Source organism: Cupriavidus sp. 01L45, assembly GCF_056399885.1.
The window spans coordinates 77,371-96,562 of the sequence record NZ_JBFTSG010000011.1; the positions used below are offsets into that span (position 1 = coordinate 77,371).

17 protein-coding genes are annotated in these 19,192 nt (G+C 62.2%); 14 read left to right on the forward strand and 3 right to left on the reverse strand.

All coding sequences use genetic code 11. The features are described 5' to 3' along the window. Positions 1-9 precede the first annotated feature (9 nt). Both AC1DT6_RS09885 and AC1DT6_RS09890 read right to left on the reverse strand, forming a co-directional pair. Positions 10-3,075: an efflux RND transporter permease subunit gene (locus AC1DT6_RS09885; RefSeq protein ID WP_441630861.1), complete on the reverse strand. Its 3,066-nt coding sequence runs from the start codon at positions 3,073-3,075 to the stop codon at positions 10-12. After that, positions 3,072-4,184, reverse strand: a complete 1,113-nt coding sequence (locus tag AC1DT6_RS09890) for an efflux RND transporter periplasmic adaptor subunit (RefSeq protein ID WP_441630859.1) — start codon at positions 4,182-4,184, stop codon at positions 3,072-3,074. Before AC1DT6_RS09890 ends, AC1DT6_RS09885 begins: the two co-directional genes overlap by 4 nt. Before the next feature lie 467 nt (positions 4,185-4,651). Between AC1DT6_RS09890 and AC1DT6_RS09895 the strand changes: the two genes are divergently transcribed. After that, positions 4,652-5,272: a TetR/AcrR family transcriptional regulator gene (locus tag AC1DT6_RS09895; protein ID WP_441630857.1), complete on the forward strand. Its 621-nt coding sequence runs from the start codon at positions 4,652-4,654 to the stop codon at positions 5,270-5,272. A 6-nt stretch (positions 5,273-5,278) separates the two neighbouring features. On the opposite strand, the gene AC1DT6_RS09900 is transcribed toward AC1DT6_RS09895, so the two are convergent. Next, positions 5,279-5,926: a TetR/AcrR family transcriptional regulator gene (locus tag AC1DT6_RS09900; protein ID WP_441630855.1), complete on the reverse strand. Its 648-nt coding sequence runs from the start codon at positions 5,924-5,926 to the stop codon at positions 5,279-5,281. A gap of 564 nt (positions 5,927-6,490) precedes the next feature. On the opposite strand from AC1DT6_RS09900, the gene AC1DT6_RS09905 reads away from it, so the two are divergent. From AC1DT6_RS09905 to AC1DT6_RS09965, 13 genes are all read left to right on the forward strand, one after another. Beyond that, complete coding sequence (locus tag AC1DT6_RS09905; protein ID WP_441630889.1) at positions 6,491-7,129, forward strand: paraquat-inducible protein A; 639 nt, start codon at positions 6,491-6,493, stop codon at positions 7,127-7,129. Continuing rightward, on the forward strand, positions 7,126-7,800 hold the full coding sequence (locus AC1DT6_RS09910; RefSeq protein WP_441630853.1) for a paraquat-inducible protein A: 675 nt from the start codon (positions 7,126-7,128) through the stop codon (positions 7,798-7,800). Before AC1DT6_RS09905 ends, AC1DT6_RS09910 begins: the two co-directional genes overlap by 4 nt. Continuing rightward, positions 7,784-9,415 carry a PqiB family protein gene (locus AC1DT6_RS09915; RefSeq protein ID WP_441630851.1) on the forward strand — a complete coding sequence of 544 codons (1,632 nt, stop codon included), beginning with the start codon at positions 7,784-7,786 and terminating at the stop codon, positions 9,413-9,415. Before AC1DT6_RS09910 ends, AC1DT6_RS09915 begins: the two co-directional genes overlap by 17 nt. Next, complete coding sequence (locus tag AC1DT6_RS09920; protein WP_441630849.1) at positions 9,412-10,020, forward strand: PqiC family protein; 609 nt, start codon at positions 9,412-9,414, stop codon at positions 10,018-10,020. Before AC1DT6_RS09915 ends, AC1DT6_RS09920 begins: the two co-directional genes overlap by 4 nt. A 294-nt stretch (positions 10,021-10,314) precedes the next feature. Next, positions 10,315-11,139: a GntR family transcriptional regulator gene (locus AC1DT6_RS09925; protein ID WP_441630847.1), complete on the forward strand. Its 825-nt coding sequence runs from the start codon at positions 10,315-10,317 to the stop codon at positions 11,137-11,139. Between the two features lie 187 nt (positions 11,140-11,326). Continuing rightward, positions 11,327-11,542 (forward strand): SDR family oxidoreductase, encoded by a 216-nt coding sequence (locus tag AC1DT6_RS09930; RefSeq protein ID WP_441630845.1) that lies wholly within the window; start codon positions 11,327-11,329, stop codon positions 11,540-11,542. Positions 11,543-11,634: 92 nt separating this feature from the next. Then, the gene (locus tag AC1DT6_RS09935; RefSeq protein ID WP_441630843.1) at positions 11,635-12,129 is read left to right on the forward strand and encodes a YbhB/YbcL family Raf kinase inhibitor-like protein; all 495 of its coding nucleotides are present in this window, start codon (positions 11,635-11,637) and stop codon (positions 12,127-12,129) included. Positions 12,130-12,577: 448 nt separating this feature from the next. After that, the gene (locus AC1DT6_RS09940; protein WP_045238266.1) at positions 12,578-13,126 is read left to right on the forward strand and encodes a 2,4'-dihydroxyacetophenone dioxygenase family protein; all 549 of its coding nucleotides are present in this window, start codon (positions 12,578-12,580) and stop codon (positions 13,124-13,126) included. A gap of 143 nt (positions 13,127-13,269) precedes the next feature. Next, positions 13,270-14,364, forward strand: a complete 1,095-nt coding sequence (locus AC1DT6_RS09945; RefSeq protein ID WP_441630840.1) for an SMP-30/gluconolactonase/LRE family protein — start codon at positions 13,270-13,272, stop codon at positions 14,362-14,364. Positions 14,365-14,541: 177 nt separating this feature from the next. Then, complete coding sequence (locus tag AC1DT6_RS09950) at positions 14,542-15,795, forward strand: CaiB/BaiF CoA transferase family protein (RefSeq protein ID WP_441630887.1); 1,254 nt, start codon at positions 14,542-14,544, stop codon at positions 15,793-15,795. After that, positions 15,788-16,555 (forward strand): enoyl-CoA hydratase/isomerase family protein, encoded by a 768-nt coding sequence (locus AC1DT6_RS09955; protein ID WP_441630838.1) that lies wholly within the window; start codon positions 15,788-15,790, stop codon positions 16,553-16,555. The genes AC1DT6_RS09950 and AC1DT6_RS09955 overlap by 8 nt, the downstream gene beginning before the upstream one ends. A gap of 10 nt (positions 16,556-16,565) precedes the next feature. After that, positions 16,566-18,356 (forward strand): acyclic terpene utilization AtuA family protein, encoded by a 1,791-nt coding sequence (locus AC1DT6_RS09960; RefSeq protein WP_441630836.1) that lies wholly within the window; start codon positions 16,566-16,568, stop codon positions 18,354-18,356. Further along, positions 18,353-19,168: a GntR family transcriptional regulator gene (locus tag AC1DT6_RS09965; protein WP_441630834.1), complete on the forward strand. Its 816-nt coding sequence runs from the start codon at positions 18,353-18,355 to the stop codon at positions 19,166-19,168. The genes AC1DT6_RS09960 and AC1DT6_RS09965 overlap by 4 nt, the downstream gene beginning before the upstream one ends. Positions 19,169-19,192: the final 24 nt, after the last annotated feature.

A 19,192-nucleotide genomic window follows, 5' to 3' on the forward strand; every position in this document is an offset into this window, starting at 1 on the left:
CTCTCATCGTCATATTTGCGATCGGACGGTCGCGGGGCGCTTGGCCCGGTACCAGGTCGCATACAAAGCGGGAAGGAAGACCAGCGTCAGCACCGTGGCAACGGCGAGCCCTCCCATGATTGCCCACGCCATTGGGCCCCAGAACACGGAGTGTGTAAGCGGCACCATCGCCAGAATTGCCGCCAAAGCAGTCAGCACGATCGGACGCAGCCGTCGCACCGCCGCCTCGACGATGGCCGTCCACAGTGCGACGCCCGCGCCCACGTCCTGATCGATCTGTACGACCAGGATCACCGAGTTGCGGATGATCATTCCAGCGAGGGCAATAACGCCCAACATGGCGACAAAACCGAATGGAATCTGGAACGCGGCCATGATCGCGCTGACACCGATCAGCCCGAGCGGCGCGGTCAGCAGGACCATCGCCATCTTCTTCATGTCCTGAAGTTGAATCATCAGCAGCAAGAGCACCGCGATAATCGTCACGGGCATCACCGCGAAAACAGAACGCTGGGCCTTCCCACTCGATTCGTAAGCGCCTCCGATCTCGATGCCATAGCCGAGCGGAAGCGCCTTTTCCAATGCCTCGATCTTCGGCTGTAGCGCACGCGTGACGTCAGGTGCCTGCGCCCCCGCGATGTCGGCACGAACGGTCAGCGTTGGCACGCGATTGCGCCTCCAGAGTTCGCTGTCCTCACTGTCAAGCGTGAGCCGGGCCACCTGCGAGACGGGCACAAATTTGCCGTCGCGCACATAGATCTTGGCGTCCTTCAGGTTGTTCAGGTCCGTGCGCTCCACCGCGACGAGGCGCGAGACCACGTCGACTCCCTGGTCCTCCTCACGGTACTGCGTGATTGGCGTGCCCGACAACGAGGCCTCGAGGGCTTCCTTGATCTGGCCTGAACTGATGCCCAGTGCACGCGCCTTATCCTGGTCCACGTCGACCTGCACGCGCTTGATACGTTCGCCCCAGTCCTGGTTGACCTGGCGCACGTGCGGCTCTTCGCGCATGATGTCCGCCACCTGCTGACCGATCGCACGAACCTTGACGTTGTCCTGCCCGTACACGCGGAACTGCACCGGGTATCCGACAGGCGGACCGTTCTCCAGTCGATTGACGCGGCCCCGCACATTCGGGAATCTTTCGTCGAACAGCTTCTCGAGCTTCTCCTTCGCCCGCTCCCGTGCCTCACCGCCCTTCGTCATCACCAGCATCTCGCCCAAGTTCAGATTGGGCGTCTGCACATCGAGCGGCAGGTAGAATCGTGGCGTACCGTTTCCAACGAAGCTGGTCACCGCCGCAATGTCCGGATCGCCCTTGAGCAGCCCTTCCAGCTTCTGGACCTCGCGCTGACTCGCCTCAAAGGTCGAGGCCTTCGGCATCCACAGGTCCACAATGAGTTCGGCCCGGTCAGACGCCGGAAAGAATTGCTGGGGTATCGCCTTGAACAGCACCAGTGCGCCTACGAATGCCGCGAGCGTGATGCCGAGTACCCACACGCGCTGCTTAAGGCAGAAGTCGATGAAGTGGCGGAACTTGACATAGAATCCGCGCTGGTAGACCGCATCCTCGTCATGCGACGCGTGCGCATGCTCCTTCAACAGCTTGAAACCGATATATGGCGTGAAGAGGACGGCCACGATCCACGACAACAACAGTGAAATGCCCACCACCTGGAACAGGGAGTACACATATTCGCCAGTGCCCGACTTCGCAAAGCCGACCGGAAGGAAGCCCGCCGCCGTGATCAACGTGCCGGTGAGCATCGGGAAGGCCGTGGCCGTGTAGGCGTATGTGGCGGCGCGGAACTTGTCCCAGCCCTGCTCGAGCTTCAACGACATCATTTCCACGGCAATAATGGCGTCGTCGACCAACAGTCCGAGCGCAATGATCAGCGCACCCAGCGAGATGCGCTGCAAGTCGATGCCCATCACGTACATCGCCAGGAATGTCATGGCCAGCACGAGCGGGATGCTGAGCGCGACGACCAGTCCCGTGCGCAAGCCGAGTGAGAGGAAGCTCACAACGAGCACAATGATCACCGCCTCGGCCAGACTCTTCTTGAACTCGAACACGGAGTGCTCAACGATATGTGGCTGGTCGCTTACGGCGTGGATCTGCACACCCACCGGCAAGTGGGACTCGATGCGTTTTACCGTTTCGTCCAGCTTTGTTCCAAGCCGGATCACGTCGCCGCCCTTGCGCATGCTCACCGCAAGTCCAATCGCCTCGTTGCCGTTGAAGCGCATCCTCGAGGTGGCAGGCTCCACAAAGCCACGACGGACGTCGGCGATATCGCCAAGGCGGAAGGTACGCTGGCCGGCACGGATGCCGATGGCGCGAATCCCTTCGACCGAGTCAAACTCGCCACTAACAGCGAGCCGCACTTGTTCCGCGGTGGTTTGCACTGTCCCGCCCGATGTCACGGCATTGGTTTGTTGGAGCGTCGACGCAATTAGTGCCGGGTCGATCCCCAGCGAAGCGAGCTTGGCGGTGGAGACTTCCACATAGATCTTCTGTTCCTGCTTGCCCACCAAGTCGACCTTGTTGACGTCGCCGACACGAAGAAACTCGTTACGCGCGGCATCCGCAATCCGTCTCAGATCGTCATAGTCGAATCCGTCACCAGTGATGGCATAGAGGTTACCGAAGGTGTCCCCGAACTCGTCATTGAAGAAAGGGCCCTGTGTGCCCTGTGGCAGGGTGTGCCGGATGTCGCCCATCTTCTTCCGAACCTGGTACCACACGTCCGGCACTGCACCTGGTGGTACGTCCTCGCGCAAGTTCACCTTGACCTGCGTTTCGCCCGGCTTCACATAAGTGGACGTATAGTCGATCTCCGCCACCTCTTGGAGCTTGCGCTCGATCTTGTCGGTGACCTGATCGGCCATCTGCTGCGCGGAACTTCCCGGCCAGTACGCCTGGACGACCATGGTCTTGATCGTGAACTCCGGGTCTTCCTTCTGGCCCAGGCTGCCATATGCCAGCACGCCGGCCACGGACAACAGCAACAGCAGGAACGCGATCATCTGCTGGTGCTTCAGTGCCCATTCGGACAGGTTGATGCCTTTCACTTCACACCCCCCGCCTTGGCGACAGCTACCGCCTCGGCCACCTTTACCTGCTGGCCAGGCTGCAACATATGCACGCCGGCACTCACCACGGTTTCTCCGCCCACCAGGCCCCCAACCACGATGACACTGTCGTTCTGCGCGGCGCCCAGCTTGACCTCACGCGCGATAACCCGAGACGTCTTCGGGTCAACCACCCACACCTGACGGCTGCGTTCATGATCGACAATGGCGGTCAACGGCACGCGGACAACGCCACTGCCGTCCACGTCGGGTGCGATGACAGACGCTGTCATGCCTAGACGCAGCAGCTCCGGATCCGCCTCCTGAATGGAGATTCGCGCCGAGTACGTCCGCGTGATACTGTCCGCGTCCGGAGCAAGCTCCCGGAGTTTGCCCGTCCAGGACTTGTCCGGATGCGCCCACACCGTAATCGTCAGCGTCGGCGCCTTACGCAGTTCGTCGACTCGCGACTCCGGAATACTGATGGAGACCTCGCGTTCACCGTCAGCCGCGACGGTTGCGATCGTCTGCCCGGCTGAGACCACTTGGCCGGCTTCCGCGTTGATCGCGCTGACCACGCCATCGCGGTCGGCCACGAGCGTGGTGAATCCGCGCATGTTGGCATTCAACTGCTGCCGCGCCAGTGCCGAACGCAGTTGTGCTTCCGCCTGGTTGAGCGCCAGCCGCTGCTGGTCCAACTCGGCTTGCGAGGCAAAGTTCTGCGCGAGCAGTTGCTCGGTACGCTTAACGTCCACCCGCGCCTGGGCTACCCGGCTCCGCGCCGCATCTGCCTCCGCTCCCGCCGCGGCCACCTGCAATGTTTCCTGCGTGGGATCGAGCTGGAACAACGGCTGACCGCGCTTGACATGACTGCCAACTTCCACCATCCGCGCGACGATCTTGCCGGCTGTGCGGAATCCCAACTGACTTTCGTAACGCGCACGAATCTCGCCTGAGTAGGTCGCGCTGACCGAGCCGGCGGCACGCCCGGCGATCACTGTCCGCACCGGCCTGACGTCCGTGTGTTCGGATGCTGGACCCGGTGTACAGGCGGCCAGCAGGTGCGCCGCGATGATGGTAAGAGCTGCCGCTCGATGGTTCCTGTTCAATTTCTGCCCTCCAATAAGGTCCTTCGCTCGCCTGCGAGTCATCAGCGGTCCACGCCACCGAGCCGCTCCACGGACTCGTGCTGGCATCAGCAACGGCAGGCCTGTTAGGGCTTTCGCCCTTTCCGATAGCCCGAAATATACATCATAATGACTTGTACGTCATGATGACGTACAATTTATTTTATGTGTGGAACGGGACGACTATGACGTACCGGATTCCACATGAGACGAATAAGGTGCGTGCGACCGCAAGATGTGGACGCGCAGAGACAAGCACTGGACGCGGAGTGATGTGATGGGCATAGACCGAAGGCGCAGGAAGTGCTGTGCGCGCGGCCATGTCGACTCATTGACCATGAGGAAAAAACAGATCAATGACCCCGATACAGAAGAGATTGGCAGCTGAAACAGAACCGTGGGAGACTCGCGACCACCGTCAGCGAGTTGCGGCAAAGCGGCGACAGCGTATGCGCTCGCTGTTGCTGAACAGTGCGATGCGCTTGATGGTAGAGAACGGCGCCACGACGCCTTCCATCGACGACATCATTTCGGCAGCACGGGTGTCACGTGGAACGTTCTACAAGTACTTTCCGTCGGCTGACGCGATCGTGCGGGAGCTTGTTGGGAATATTGCTGAACAATGGGTGCGGGCCGCGGACCCCATTGTGCGCGGCCATGACGACCCGGCCGAACACATCGCCAGGGGAATACGGCTGGCGTCGATACTTGCGATACGCCAGCCGGGTGTGGCTGGAATCCTTGGCCGGCTTGGCTGGGCTGGCTACCAGGCACCCAATATGCTGGAGTTCGTCCGCAGGGACATAGAGGAAGGTGTTCGACGCAATCGATTCAAGCGCATGCCGACCGCCCTGGGGTTCAATATCGTTGCCGGCGCGGCAATGAGCGCAATGCACCGCATGCTTGAAACCGAATGTCGCGAAGATTTTTCGGAGCTTGCCGCCGCCGTGGCATTGCGCGGCTTAGGCGTGGAGGAAGCGGCGGCTGATGCGATATCCAAGTCGCCGCTGGATGCGAGCGAAGTGCTATTCGATGGCTTGCTCGCCGAAGCGAGCGGCGAAGTGCCGTAGCGTTGGCTACGCTCGAAAGTTGGAGGGCTCGGCCATTTCGGCGAGCTTTTCCTGTGCCTTTTCGAGCAGTGATTCCGGCGGAGCGACCAGCATTGGCAAAGGCGCAGAGGTCAACTTTGTGGCACTCGATGCAGACACGCCGAGCGACCGCAACACCGCCCGGACTATCCGCTCGGGATAATCCTTGGTCGTTTTTCCCTGGGCCATACGGTGAACGGCGATCACCCCTGCGCCTGCCACCATGTCCAATGCAACATCGGCCGAAGCCTCGTCAAACGTGCCCGTCTTCAGGCCTTCCTTGATATCCGAGGGCAGGTACTCGTACACGGCACTCTTCTTGCCGACCAAGGTCAGGCCTGTGCCGGAAAGAAACTGCGCCACCACAGGATAGGATCGCGCAAGGTGCAGATACAAGCGAATACCCGTTGCAACACGCAACGCCGGGTCTTCGATATCGCCGACCACGCTCTCGATCATTTGCACCATGTCGTGACTGAGCGCTTCGCTGACAGCCGCCAGCAGATCGTCGTTAGTACGGAAGTAGTTGTAGAAGGAACCTTGTGAGACGCCAGCTGCCGCGATGACTTCCGGAATCACGCTGACTCCGATACCTCTTTGCGCAAAGACGATCATCGCGCTTTCAATGAGACGCATGCGCATCCGTGCACGCCGTTCGGCTGCAACGCGAGGGCGATGGTCTTTAAGATCAGGGGCGGCAGGCATCTTCAATTTGAGGACCTTATGTGATTGGATGATTATATCAATACAYCGCTACAACGCCGACACCATGGCGTAGGCCACGTCCCGCCCTCCTTGATACGAACAAGCTCAGTGCCGTCCTCGGCTCGCACCGAGTGCGCAGCGTCTGCGCCGCGGCAACCAGCCGTTCGGCCGCGGCAAGGATGTCATGCGGCAGGCCATCGCGCATTTCGACTTCGCACACAACTTTCATGGACATCGTTCTGAGGAAAGAAGGAGCCTGCATGCAGCTGGAAACGGTGGGACAAGGAGGCGTTTTGCAGCAGACGTGCTCGTTGCAATCCTTATAAGATACTTATTGTCATGATGACATTCAAGTCATTTTGTAGCAGAATGCGGGAATCTCGAAAGATTCCGGTGCGCTCGAAGCACTGCTTGCCTCATGTAACGAGGCCGATAACCATCCCAGGACACGTCGTGCATCAGAACCACATCCCGCCGCCAGATCCACCACAGGCCATGCACCGGCTGGTTGCGTGCGAGCATTGCGACGCACTCCATATGCGCGTGACACTGCAACCGGGCGAACGTGCCACCTGCCTGCGCTGCGGCGGTGGGCTCTATCGCGACAGTTCGCTTACCTATCGCCGCCTGCTGCCGCTCGTGGTGACTGCTCTGATCCTGTTTCTGATCTCGAACGCGTACCCGATCGTCGCTATGGACCTCAAGGGCTCGCGCATGGAGACCACGCTATGGGGTTCCGTACAGGCACTCTACGCGGACGACATGTCGCCGGTGGCGATGCTCGTGTTCGCCACGACGATCCTGCTTCCGCTGGCCGAGTTACTCATGATGTGCTACCTGCTCGTGCCAATGGCGCAGCACCGCATGCCACCCGGGTTCGACCTCATCGTGCGCAGCATTCGCCAGACGCGGCCGTGGGGCATGATCGAAGTGTTCATGATCGGCGTGCTGGTCACGGTGGTGAAGCTGTCCACCATTGCGCAGGTGCTGCCTGGCGTCGCCCTCTGGTCGTTCGGTGCCCTTGTGGTCGTACTTGCCGCCATCTTGTCCTTCGATCCGCGCGAACTGTGGCATTACCTCGTTGTCCATGATGCAGATGACGTGCCACCCCGCTCACCGGGTGCCGCGTCATGACCACGCCTCAATCGCCAGACGCTACCGCCACTTCGCTCGGACTGCTGTCGTGCCACGCCTGCGACGGGCTCAGTCCGATGACGCTCGAGGCCGAACCGTGTCCGCGCTGCGGCGCCGTACTGCATCATCGCAAGCCGGCAAGCGTGGCGCGCGCCTGGGCCTTCCTGCTGGCCGCCTACCTCCTGTATATCCCGGCCAATCTGCTTCCGGTGATGGTGACGCAATCGATTTTCGGCACGCAGCGCGACACCATCATGTCCGGCGTGATCTATCTGTGGCTGTCCGGCTCGCACATGCTGGCCCTCGTGGTGCTGATCGCCAGCGTTGTCGTCCCGCTGCTCAAGATGATGATCCTGACATTGCTGCTGATATCGGTGCGCCGCAGATCGACCTGGCGCATCCGAGAACAGACCCGGCTCTACGCGCTGGTCGAGGTCGTCGGCCGGTGGTCCATGCTCGACATCTTCGTCGTGGCACTCCTGGCCGCGCTGGTGCAGGTCGGGGCACTGGCCACAATTACGCCCGGGGGCGGGGCCCTGGCCTTTGCCTCGGTTGTCGTACTGACCATGCTCGCGTCACTGAGCTTTGATCCCCGTCTGCTGTGGGATGCGCTTGAGACGTCGCCTCCTCTCATCGAATTTCCGCACTCCGACCATGCCCGAACACACTAATCATCCCCCACATCAGGGTGTACCGCAGCCCGGGCGCGCCCCTCGCGCGCGTTGGCTACCCTCGCTCGTCTGGCTGATCCCCATCGTTGCGGCGGTAGTCGGGCTTTCCTTGTTGATCAACACGCTAGCATCGCGCGGGCCCGAGATCACCATCACGTTTCGCACCGCCGAAGGCCTGACGCCGGGCAAGACTCCCGTCCGCTACAAGGACGTCAATATCGGATTGGTCAAGACGGCACGGCTGGCAGCGGACCGTTCGCATGTGATCGCGACGATCGCGTTGACCAAGGATGCGGAGACCTTCGCCGTGGCCGACACACGCTTCTGGGTGGTACGGCCACGCTTTGCAACCAGCGGTGTGTCGGGGCTCGAGACGCTGCTATCGGGCGCATATATCGGCGTGGATGCCGGCAAGTCAGGCGAGACGACGCGCAGCTTCACCGGGCTCGAAGTCCCGCCGACTGTCACTGCCGACGCCTCTGGTAGGCAGTTCGTGCTGCGTGCGCAGGACCTGGGCTCGCTCGACATCGGCTCACCGGTCTACTATCGTCGCGTGCAGGTCGGCCATGTCGTAGCGTATCAACTCGAGCCGAACGGCCACGACATCACGCTGCGGGTCTTCGTCAACAAGCCCTATGACAAGCTCGTCTCCGCCGATACGCGCTTCTGGCATGCCAGCGGCGTCGACCTCAAGCTTGACGCGAACGGGCTGAAGTTGTCCACGCAGTCGCTGGTCACCGTGATGCTTGGCGGCCTGGCTTTCCAGGCGCCGGAGCACTCGACTGCGCACGCCACGGCCGCCGAGAACACAGAGTTCCTGCTTGCGGCGGACCAATCGGAAGCCATGAAGGAGCCGGAGGAACTCGCGCCCGCACTGGCAGTGCTCAACTTCGATCAGTCCGTGCGCGGCCTGTCTCCAGGTGCGCCAGTCGATTTCCGCGGTGTGACCGTCGGGCAAGTGCGCTCGATCGGTATCGAATACCAGCGTGACAAGAAGGCCTTCCGCATGCCCGTGGTGGTGGAACTCTATCCGTCTCGCATGGGGCTGCACGAGAAAGACGTGGCTGACGACGCGCGCAAGCTCGCCATCGTGCATAGCCTGATACAGCGCGGCATGCGTGCGCAGTTGCGCACCGGCAACCTGCTGACCGGCCAGCTCTATGTGGCACTCGATTTCTTTCCGAAGGCACCTCTGCCGGCTGATCTGGACCTGAACGGGTCGCTGCCTGAGTTCCCCACCACGCCGGGCACCTTCGACGAGCTGCAAGCCAAGCTTGGCGACATTGTGACCAAGATCGGCAAGGTGCCGTTCGACCAGATCGGGCAGGACGCGCGCACGGCGATGGTGTCTATGAACAAAATGCTCGTCAACGCTGACAAGCTCGTGGCACAGGTCAATGGCGATGTGGCACCAGAAGTGCTCGCCGCGCTGAAGGATGTGCGCCGCACGCTCGCCACGGCCAATGGCGCGCTGGCGCCCGACGCATCGCTGCAACAGGATACGCGTCGGATGATGCAGGAACTCACGCAAACGGCGGTCTCGCTGCGCACGCTGACCGATTATCTCGAGCGGCATCCCGAAGCGCTACTGCAAGGCAAGAGGGAAGAGAAATGATGAAACGTCTGACGATGCTCTTTACACTGGCCGCCGCGGCCACGAACATGATGAACGGCTGCGCGTCGCCCGAGGCGCGCTACTACACGCTGGCAGCCAGTCGCTCCAACGCCGCGCCGGCCGTGACAGGGCGAGCCAGCCGTAGCGGCGACCCGTTATGGATCGAGGTCACGCCGGTGCGCGTGCCCGAGCGGCTGAACCGCATTCAGCTGGTGGTGCGTGACGGCACCAGCGGGGGGGTGAAGCTGTTCGACACATCGCGCTGGACGTCCCCATTACCCGACGAGCTACGCGATGCGCTGTCGCAGCAACTGCAATCGACTCTTGACGCGGTGGATGTCTACCGGCACGGCCTGTCGGCGGCGCAGCCGGCCTTCCGGGTAACGACCGAGGTGGTAAGCCTCGACGCCAATGTCGGCAAGTGGGCAGCGGCGACCATCGCCTGGACCGTGCGGCGACTGCCGGACGGCAAGTTTCTGAGCGGCCGCACCGAAACAGAGGTGCCCGCGCCCGGGCAGGTGGAGGGCGTGGTGAATGCGTATCGGGAGATCCTGGCGGCAACCGCGGCCGATATAGCAGTGGGCGTGCAGTCGCTTAATCGCTAAATATGCATCATGCATCACCTTTAGCGATGTGGCGCGGCGACCAACCCGGCATATCGCACCGACTAGGTGTGCGCGACATAGCCAGATTTGCGAGGGGCATCGCCCGACCAAGGGCGTGGCCAGGCGTTCTAGCTCGCGTTTCAACTAGTTCAACAGACAAATCAATCCTACGGCCACCGCGCCACATCTCGACCCTTTCCGATTCCAGCCGAACAGGCGTGGACGCCTGCTCGCTAAGGGCCGGTCCCGTTCTTCTAGTGCATACTCCTATGATCTGAATGTTAGGCAATTAGAATGACGGACGATCGAACGACGGGGATTGAGCGGCCGGAGCTGTCGGCTGAACGGGGCGTTGCGCAATATCAGCGGCTGGCTTCGGTGCTGAGGTACCGGATCGCAAAAGGCGAGTATCCGCTCGGCATGCTGCTGCCGCCGATCACGCAGCTCGCGGCTGACCTGGGCGTGGCCGTCGTTACCGTTCGGCAGTCGTATGAGCTGCTTTCCAAAGAAGGGCTGATTCGTAGCCAGCGAGGCATCGGGACCCACGTGGCGGCCCTGCCCGCCGCCACGGGCGACCTCGAACTGGCGATCAACGATCCGTTCGCCGCGCCTGAGGCGCTCGCCTTTGACGTACTCGAAGTCCGGCGCCACACCAGGGTGCCGCAGGAACTGCTCGGACCGGGCGAACAGTCGAACGGCGAATACGTCTGCGTCCGCAAGCTGCATACCTATTCCGGCGAGCCGTTCTGCTACGCGGAGATCTATGTGTTGACCCCGGTCTTCGAATCCTTGCCCCAGGACACCGCCAAGAACAAAAAACTACTCGCTGCGGTGCTCGATGAATTGGGCTCGCGGAGCAAACGTGTGCGACAACGCATGACCGTGATGCCGGCGGATTTTCCACTGTGCGACATGCTGAAGATCCCGTTCGCCTCACCCGTCGCGAAGATGTCGCGGTGTCTTCTTGATAGCAAAGGCAGCGTGCTGTACGCAGGCGTCACTTGGTATCGGGGTGACCGCTACGTCTCAGAGATCGACATCCCCGCCTCCGCATTGAAAACGGTACCCGCCATCACCGAACCCCAACGGCGGGCAGCTAGCGAGCGCAAGCAAGGCTGAAGGCCCTCCTCGTTCAGCCTCCAGGGTAAACAAGAGGCAGAGAAAACTTTCCGCAGCCTCTAAACTTCCAACATTAGAATGTTAGGATATGCAGTGACATGTAGATCCAGCAGCGCGCTGGTTCTACGCCGTCGTGAGGTCCGAAGGCAAGCGGGCTCACGACTCCATGGGATGACACGCGGAACCGTTGGCACCCACGGCTGGCACCGACCACGTTGTGCGCTGTGTGGTGAACGAGTTCGGCCAATTCGGTATTCGCGCCAATTCGATCTCGCCGGGCATCACTCGCACGTCGATGCCGGGTGACGCCCTGAACATCCCCAAGATATTGCAGGCCTTCGAGGCCTGCTTTCCGCTCGGACGTATTGGCACTGTGGACGACGTCGCCGAAGCGGCGCTGTAGCTGGCAAGCGACGCCTGCTTTCGTCCGGCGGCCGCAGGCACCTCCAAACGATACGGCTTTCTGATTATCGAAATCAAGTGAAAGGAAAGGGCATGAGCAACTTCACATTAACATCGCCTGAATTCAAGGATCAGGATCCATTGCAACTGGTGCATGAGTTCGATGGCTACGACGGCACCGGCCAGAACCGTTCGCCCGCGCTGCAATGGCGGGGCGCGCCGGAAGGCACCAAGAGTTTCGCGCTGACGCTGTACGACCCGGACGCGCCCACCGGCAGTGGCTTCTGGCACTGGATCCTGTTCGACATCAATTCGTCCGTCACCCAGCTCGCCGCAGGCCCGCGCTCCAGCGACGGCACTGACCTGGGCGCCAGTGGTACCCAGGCCGCCAACGACTACGGCGCCATCGGCTACGGCGGCCCCTGCCCGCCCAAGAGCTTGCCCGCGCACCGCTACATCTTCACCGTGCACGCCCTGGGCGTGCCCAAGCTGGGGTTGCCGGCCAACCCGACCAACGCTGTGGTGCGCTTCTTCATCCACCAGAACACGCTCGCCACGGCCACCCTGACCGGCCTCTACAAACGCTAGCTGTCGCGGCGTGCGTAGTCGACGGCAGAGGCAAATGCTGTACGCCGGCGTTATCTGGTATCGGGGTGACGGCTACATCTCAGAGATCGTCATCCCCGCGTCCGCATTGAAAACGGTACCCGCCATCATCGAACCCCGACGGCGGGCAGCTAGCGGGCTGCAAGCAAGGCTAAAGGCCCTTATTCAGTCAGTCCCTAGGGTAAACAAGGGGCAGAAAAAACCTTCCTCAGCGCCTAAACTTCCAACATTAGAACTTTAGGAGTATACAGTGACATGCAGGCCCGGCAGCGGTTAGCCAGGCTTCACCTTTTGCGCTGGACGCTTCTATTCCTCCGGCGCGTTGCCGGCGCCGCTCTGAGTTTGCCGCCGGTCCGGCGTGCCTCTTCTGCCTCATCAAAGGACACTTTCCGTCCACTGTTTCACCTCCTCTAACAAACGGAGACAACTCATGAATGCAAGAATTCTCGCGCAGCCCACCACGTCTACCGGCGCCCTCCTGCCGCTGCCCGCCCTGCCGCAGGACAAGCTCCTGACCGTCAACATCGAGCAGATCCCGCTGATCAAGGATGTCTTTCCGGGCATCCACATCAAGCCGCTGCGCCTGGACCCGGAGCGCGGAGAGTGGGTCTTCATGGCCATAGTGGAACCCGGTTGTTCCCTGCCGATTCACTACCACACCGGAACGGCGCAGGTGTGGACGATCCAGGGCTGCTGGAAGTATCGCGAGTACCCCGACCAGCCGCAGACGGCGGGCTCCTACCTGTACGAGCCCGGCGGCTCGGTGCACACCTTCTACACCCCCGAGGACAACACCGAGGACACGATCACCATCGCCTGGATCGAAGGCGCGCAAGTGAGCTTCAACGAGGACGGCACGTTCCACTCGCTCAATGACGCGCTTTCGATCCAGTACGCGATCCACGCTCTCGCGGCGGCGCGCGGCATCGGACCGGTGCCCTACGTCCGCGGCAACGGCGCCGACGTTGTCAAGGAATAAAAAGCGACTTACACCATGGCAGGCCGCTCGTCGGCCTGCGCGGTGCCGTTCCTCTGCTCCTTATAGACCAGCGTGTACGACACCGATCAGATCAATCAGTGACGATCCATCAATCCGCGAGATTGAGAGAGTGCAACATGAGAATGATCAAAGCCCAGAGGATGCCGATACTGCCGATGCTGATGTTCCTCGTGTTGCTGGCGACGCCGCTAGCCGCAAGAGCCTGGGAACGCGGCAAGGTTGAGACATTCGCCACTTTGCCCTCGGGGGAGGCGCATCCAGAGGGGATCGCCGTGGACCGCGAAGGCAACGTCTACGTCGTCACGGTGGCGGTGGAAAAACCCAGGACGAGCGAGGGTGCGCTTCTTGTGTTCGACCCGCAGGGCAAGCACCTGCGCACTGTCAGCATCAAGGGCTCGAGCCGATTGTTGCTTGACCTCGGCTTCCATCCTCGCACGGGCCAGTTGCTCGTCGTCGACTACAAGGGCGCGAAGGTCCTGAGCGTCGATCCCAGAACGGGGGCCTCGTCCGTATTCATGACGGTCACCGGCAAGAACCCCGGCCTCGACGGATTGACGTTCGACCCCGCCGGAAACGTCTACGTGACCGACGCCCACCAGGGCATCATCTGGAAGGTCGGACCCGACGGCGGCGAAGCATCGGCATGGGTCACCAGCGCGCTGCTGAAACCCACGCGGATCCCACCGACCATCGGCGCCAATGGCTTGGCGTTCAACAACAAGAATACAGCCTTGTTCGTCGCCAATACGGCGAACGACATCGTTGTCAAGATACCGCTGACAGGCTCGACGCTTGAGCCGGGCACGCCTGAAGTCTTCGTCAACCGGGTCGGCGGCGGACCCGACGGTGTGAAGATCGATGAGCACGACAACCTCTGGATCGCGTGCAACCAGTCCAACGAGATTCTCGTGCTCGAGCCGACGCAGGGCCGGGTGATTGCCAAGCTCGGCGACTTCGGCGGTATCGATCGCGAGGGGGCACCCAAAGGCTTTCTCTGGTCGAACAGCCTCGTCTTCCATGGCGGCGACGTTCTTGTCACCAACCTCTCGCTCGATATCGAGACGTCCCTTCCGCTGCTCAGTGACGAGCTTGGCCTGGCGCATCTCGTGGGCAAGAATCTGCGCACCATCGATGGTCCCTGGGCGCAAAGGGTGAAGATCCACACAATCTCGAAAATCAAGAAGCGGATACCAGAACTCGACGGCGGGCCCCAGTAGACCATCGGCCAGATGTCTCCCCCGTCAGCCAGCGCGCGGCACTTGACCTACCTTCCGCCTATTCGATAGGTCGACTTATAGAACGATGTGCTCGGCTGCCGGTTCAACACCGGCCAGGCAGGGAACGGCGGCCTCGGGGCCAGCCGTCATACATTGACCCACCGAGATGAGATGGATATGAAGAAAGACGAGACAACGGGGCCGCTGGCCGGCGTGAAAGTGGTTGACATCACGTCAGTATTCATGGGGCCCTCTGCTACCCAGATGCTGGCCGACCTGGGCGCCGACGTGATCAAGGTCGAGTCTCCGACCGGAGATAGTACGCGCGGCATAGGTCCTTGCGGCGATGAAAAGCTGGGGCCGCTCTTCCTGGGCCTGAACCGCAACAAGCGCAGCATCGTACTTGACCTGAAGGCGCCCGAGGGGCGCGAGGCCCTGCTTTGCCTGGTACGGGATGCTGACGTGCTGGCCTACAACGTGCGCCCACAGGCCATGCAGCGGCTGGGGCTGGACTATGAAACGCTATCGGCCATCAATCCGCGCCTGGTCTATGTCGGCATGTTCGGCTTTTCGCAGCGCGGACGCTACGCGCCCCAGGCTGCCTTCGATGATCTGATCCAGGCCGCAACCGGCCTGCCGCAGGCCGTTTCGCTGGGCAGCGGCGACAGTCCTCGATATCTGCCAATCACCATCGCGGATCGCTCGGTGGGGCTCTATGCTTTCGGCGTGATCTGTGCCGCCCTGTATTCGCGGAGGAGCACCGGCAAGGGCCAGCGCGTTGATGTCCCCATGTTCGAGACCATGGTTCCCTATGTGATGGGAGACCACCTGTATGGCGAGACCTTCGTTCCGGCAAAGGGCGGCTTCGGCTATCCGCGCCTGCTCTCGCCCGAGCGGCGCCCATACAAGACGAGGGACGGACATGTCTGCTGCCTGATCTATCACGATCATCATTGGCGCGCCTTCCTCCAGGTCATTGGCAAGCCGGAGTTGTACGACACCGATCCGCGCTTCGCCAACATGAACACCCGCACCGCCAACATCACCGAATTGTATGCGATGGTCAGCGACGAAATGGCCAAGCGCACCACCGAGGAATGGCGCACCCTGCTAAAGGAGGCCGATGTTCCGGTCTTCCCGATGCACACGTTCGAGTCACTGCTGGACGATCCCCATTTGCGGGATATCGGTTTCTTCAGCGAATCGGACCACCCAGCCGTCGGGCGTATCCGGGAGATGGCGGTGCCCAGCGAATGGCATGGCACCCCACCGACAAGCCGCCGCCATGCACCCGGCCTGGGTGAGCACAGCCGTGAGGTACTGCGTGAGGCCGGCTACGACGAGGCCTCCATCGATACGCTGTTCGCGTCAGGCATCTCCAGGGATGGGTCAAAAGCGCAACGAACCGAAGGAGAAGCTCCCCATGAATGATGAACTGCTGTGCGAGGTCCGGGACGCAGCACTCTACCTGACCATCAACCGGCCGGAGCGCCGCAATGCCATCACGCCGGGGGTGCTGCAGGGACTTCGCGAGGGCATCCTGCGCGCCGATCGCGATGCCGACATCCGCGCTGTGGTCATTACGGGAACGGGCGAACAGGCATTCTGTGCCGGCGCCGATCTGCAGACCGGTAAATCGTTCACGTTCGATTACGCGGATCCCTACCAAGGGATGGCCGACCTGTTCCGCTGCGCCAGGCAGTCAACAGTGCCGCTGATCGCGCGGGTCAACGGGGCCTGCATGGCGGGTGGCATGGGACTGATGGCGATGTGCGACCTGGCGGTCGCGAGCGAAGGCGCCTTCTTCGGCCTGCCGGAGGTCAATGTGGGCCTGTTTCCGGCGCAGGTCCTGAGCGTGCTGCAGCATCTGCTGCCACGTCGCAGGCTCACCGAACTCTGTCTGTGCGGCGAGCCGATTTCGGCGAGGGAAGCGCTGGCCGCCGGACTGGTCAACTACGTCAGCGACGATCTCGACGCGGAGATGGACCGTTTGCTGGCCCGCATGCTGAACAAATCGCCCGCCGCCATCCGTCGCGGGCTGTACACGCTCAAGCATATGGAAACCATGTCGTTCGAGCAATCCATGGCGTTCACGGAAAGCCAGATAGGGCTGTTTGCACTGACCGAAGACGCGCGCGAAGGCCAGTTGGCATTCCGCGAGAAGCGCCAGCCGATGTGGACTGGCAGATAGGGAGATAAGCATGAACACGAAAAGGGTACGCATTGGCGGTGCTTCGGGCTTCTGGGGCGACAGCAGCGTCGGCGCGCCACAGCTTGTGCGGCACGGCGATATCGATTACCTGGTGTTTGACTATCTGGCCGAACTGACCATGTCGATTCTGGCCGCTGCCCGATTGCGCAAGCCGGAACTGGGTTACGCCACCGACTTCGTGACGGTGACAATGAAGGCCCTGATCGGAGAGATAGCCGCACGCGGGATCCGCGTGGTCAGCAACGCCGGCGGCATGAACCCGCACGGGTGTGCGCAGGCCATTGCCGCTCTGGCGGCGGAACAGGGCCTGACGCTGCGCATTGCCGTGGTGGAAGGCGATGACGTGATGCCCCTGCTCCCACAGCTGCGCGAAGCCGGTGTGCAAGACATGCAGCAAGGCCGCCCCTTGCCAGAGCACGTGGTCAGCGCCAATGCCTATCTGGGCGCGTTGCCGATCAGGCAGGCGCTGGACCAGGGGGCCCAGATCGTCATCACCGGACGCTGCGTGGACAGTGCCGTGACACTCGGGGTGCTGATGCACGAGTTCGGCTGGCGTGCGGACGACTATGATTGCCTGGCCCAAGGCAGTCTGGCCGGCCACATCATCGAGTGTGGGTGCCAGGCAACGGGCGGCTTGCATACCGACTGGGAAAGCGTCCCGGACTGGCACGACATCGGCTACCCGGTGGTCGAGTGCCATGCCGACGGCACCTTCGTTGTCGGCAAGCCCCCCGCCACCGGGGGACTGGTCAATACCGCCACGGTCGGCGAGCAGGTGCTGTACGAGATCGGCGACCCGGCCACCTACCTGCTGCCAGACGTCACCTGCGATTTCACGCAGGTAACCCTTCGGCAGGCCGCACCGGACCAGGTGGAAGTAAGCGGCGCACGCGGGCGGGCCCCGAGCAATGCCTACAAGGTCTGTGCCACTTATGTCGACGGCTTTCGCTGCAACGCGCAGCTTTCCATCGTCGGCGTCGACGCGGTCGCCAAGGCGGAACGCACGGCTGAGGCGATCCTTGCCCGCACGCGCAAGCTTTTCGGGGAGAACGGGTGGGGGGACTACAGTCGCACCCGGATCGAGGTGCTGGGAGCAGAGTCCTGCTTTGGGCCACATGCTGCCGTCCGGCACACCCGCGAGGCGGTGATGCGGCTGGCGGTCATGCATCCCGAGAAGGCGGCGCTGGAACTGTTCGCGCGGGAAATTGCAGCGGCGGGGACCAGTTGGGCGCCGGGCACCACGGGCTCGACGGGTGGGCGTTCCAGTCCCTCGCCATCGATCCGCCAGTATGCATTCCTGCTCGACAAGAGCGCCCTGATCCCGGCGGTGGTGATGGACGGCGCACGCAGCGGCGTCACCGTTCCTTCGGGCAGCCCGGCGGCATCGGTCGCGCCCGCGGCACCTGCAGTCGCTGAACAAACGGGCGCCGGCCCTGCGGAACACGATACCGTCGAAGTTCCGCTGATACGGCTCGCCTATGGCCGTAGCGGCGACAAGGGGGATACCTCGAACATCGGGCTGATCGCCCGCCGGCCGGCGTACCTGCCCGTGCTCCGGGCCGAAGTGACGGTGGCGCGCGTGGCGGACTGGCTTGGGTACCTGGTGAAGGGGCCGGTGACATGCTACGACCTGCCCGGCTTCGACGCCATGAACTTTGTCTGCGAGTCGGCGCTGGATGGCGGCGGCATGGCCTCGCTGCGGAATGATCCGCTCGGCAAGGGCATGGCGCAGATCCTGCTCACCATGCCGGTAAGCGTGCCGCGGGGGCTGTTGTCATGACGAGGAATGCGCCCAACGCAGCTGCCAACGAGAGTATCATCCTCGCCGACGACGGCACTGGCGGCGTGACGCGATATCGCCAGCTGGCCAGCGTCATCCGACACAAGATCGTTTCGGGGGAGTACCCGGTGGGCATGCAGCTGCCAACCGTGGACAGCCTAGCGCAAACCCACGGGATCGCCAAGGTCACCGTGCGCCAGGCCTTTGCCGCGCTGACGGAAGAGGGACTGGTCAGCAGCCAGCGCGGTCGTGGCACGCACGTCATCAAGCAGCCACCAGAACCCGGACAAGGGCTGCGCTCCGCCATCAATGACGAATCGGCCCATGGCAGCGAGTTGGAAATCCGCATCCTGGAAATGCGCGAGGGCGTGGCCTTGCGGCCGGGCCTGGTCCGGCGTGGCACGCCGCTGGACAGCTATGTAATGGTGCGCAAAATGCATATACATGGCGGGACGCCATTCTGCCTGATCGAGATGTATGTAGCCTCGTCGGTCTTTGCCCGCTTTCCCCGCGGTGCCGAAAAGCACCACAAGCTTGGTCATCTGCTGCGCCAGGTCGAAGGTGACCGCCTTGGCATGATGCAGCAGACCATGACGGTTGAGCCGGCCGACTATATCCTGGCACGCGATCTCGCCTATGGCTTCGGGGCGCCAATCGCCAGGATCATCCGATCGACGCTGGACGTCGACGGCAATGTGCTCCTGGCAGGGCAGTTCTGGTATCGCGGCGACCGTTTCATCCTGGATGTGGAGATGCCAGCCAAGCTGACCGAGCACTACCCGGCGCTGGCCATCCCTGACAGCCGCCGCTGAGCGCAACAGACCTTCACCATTCGA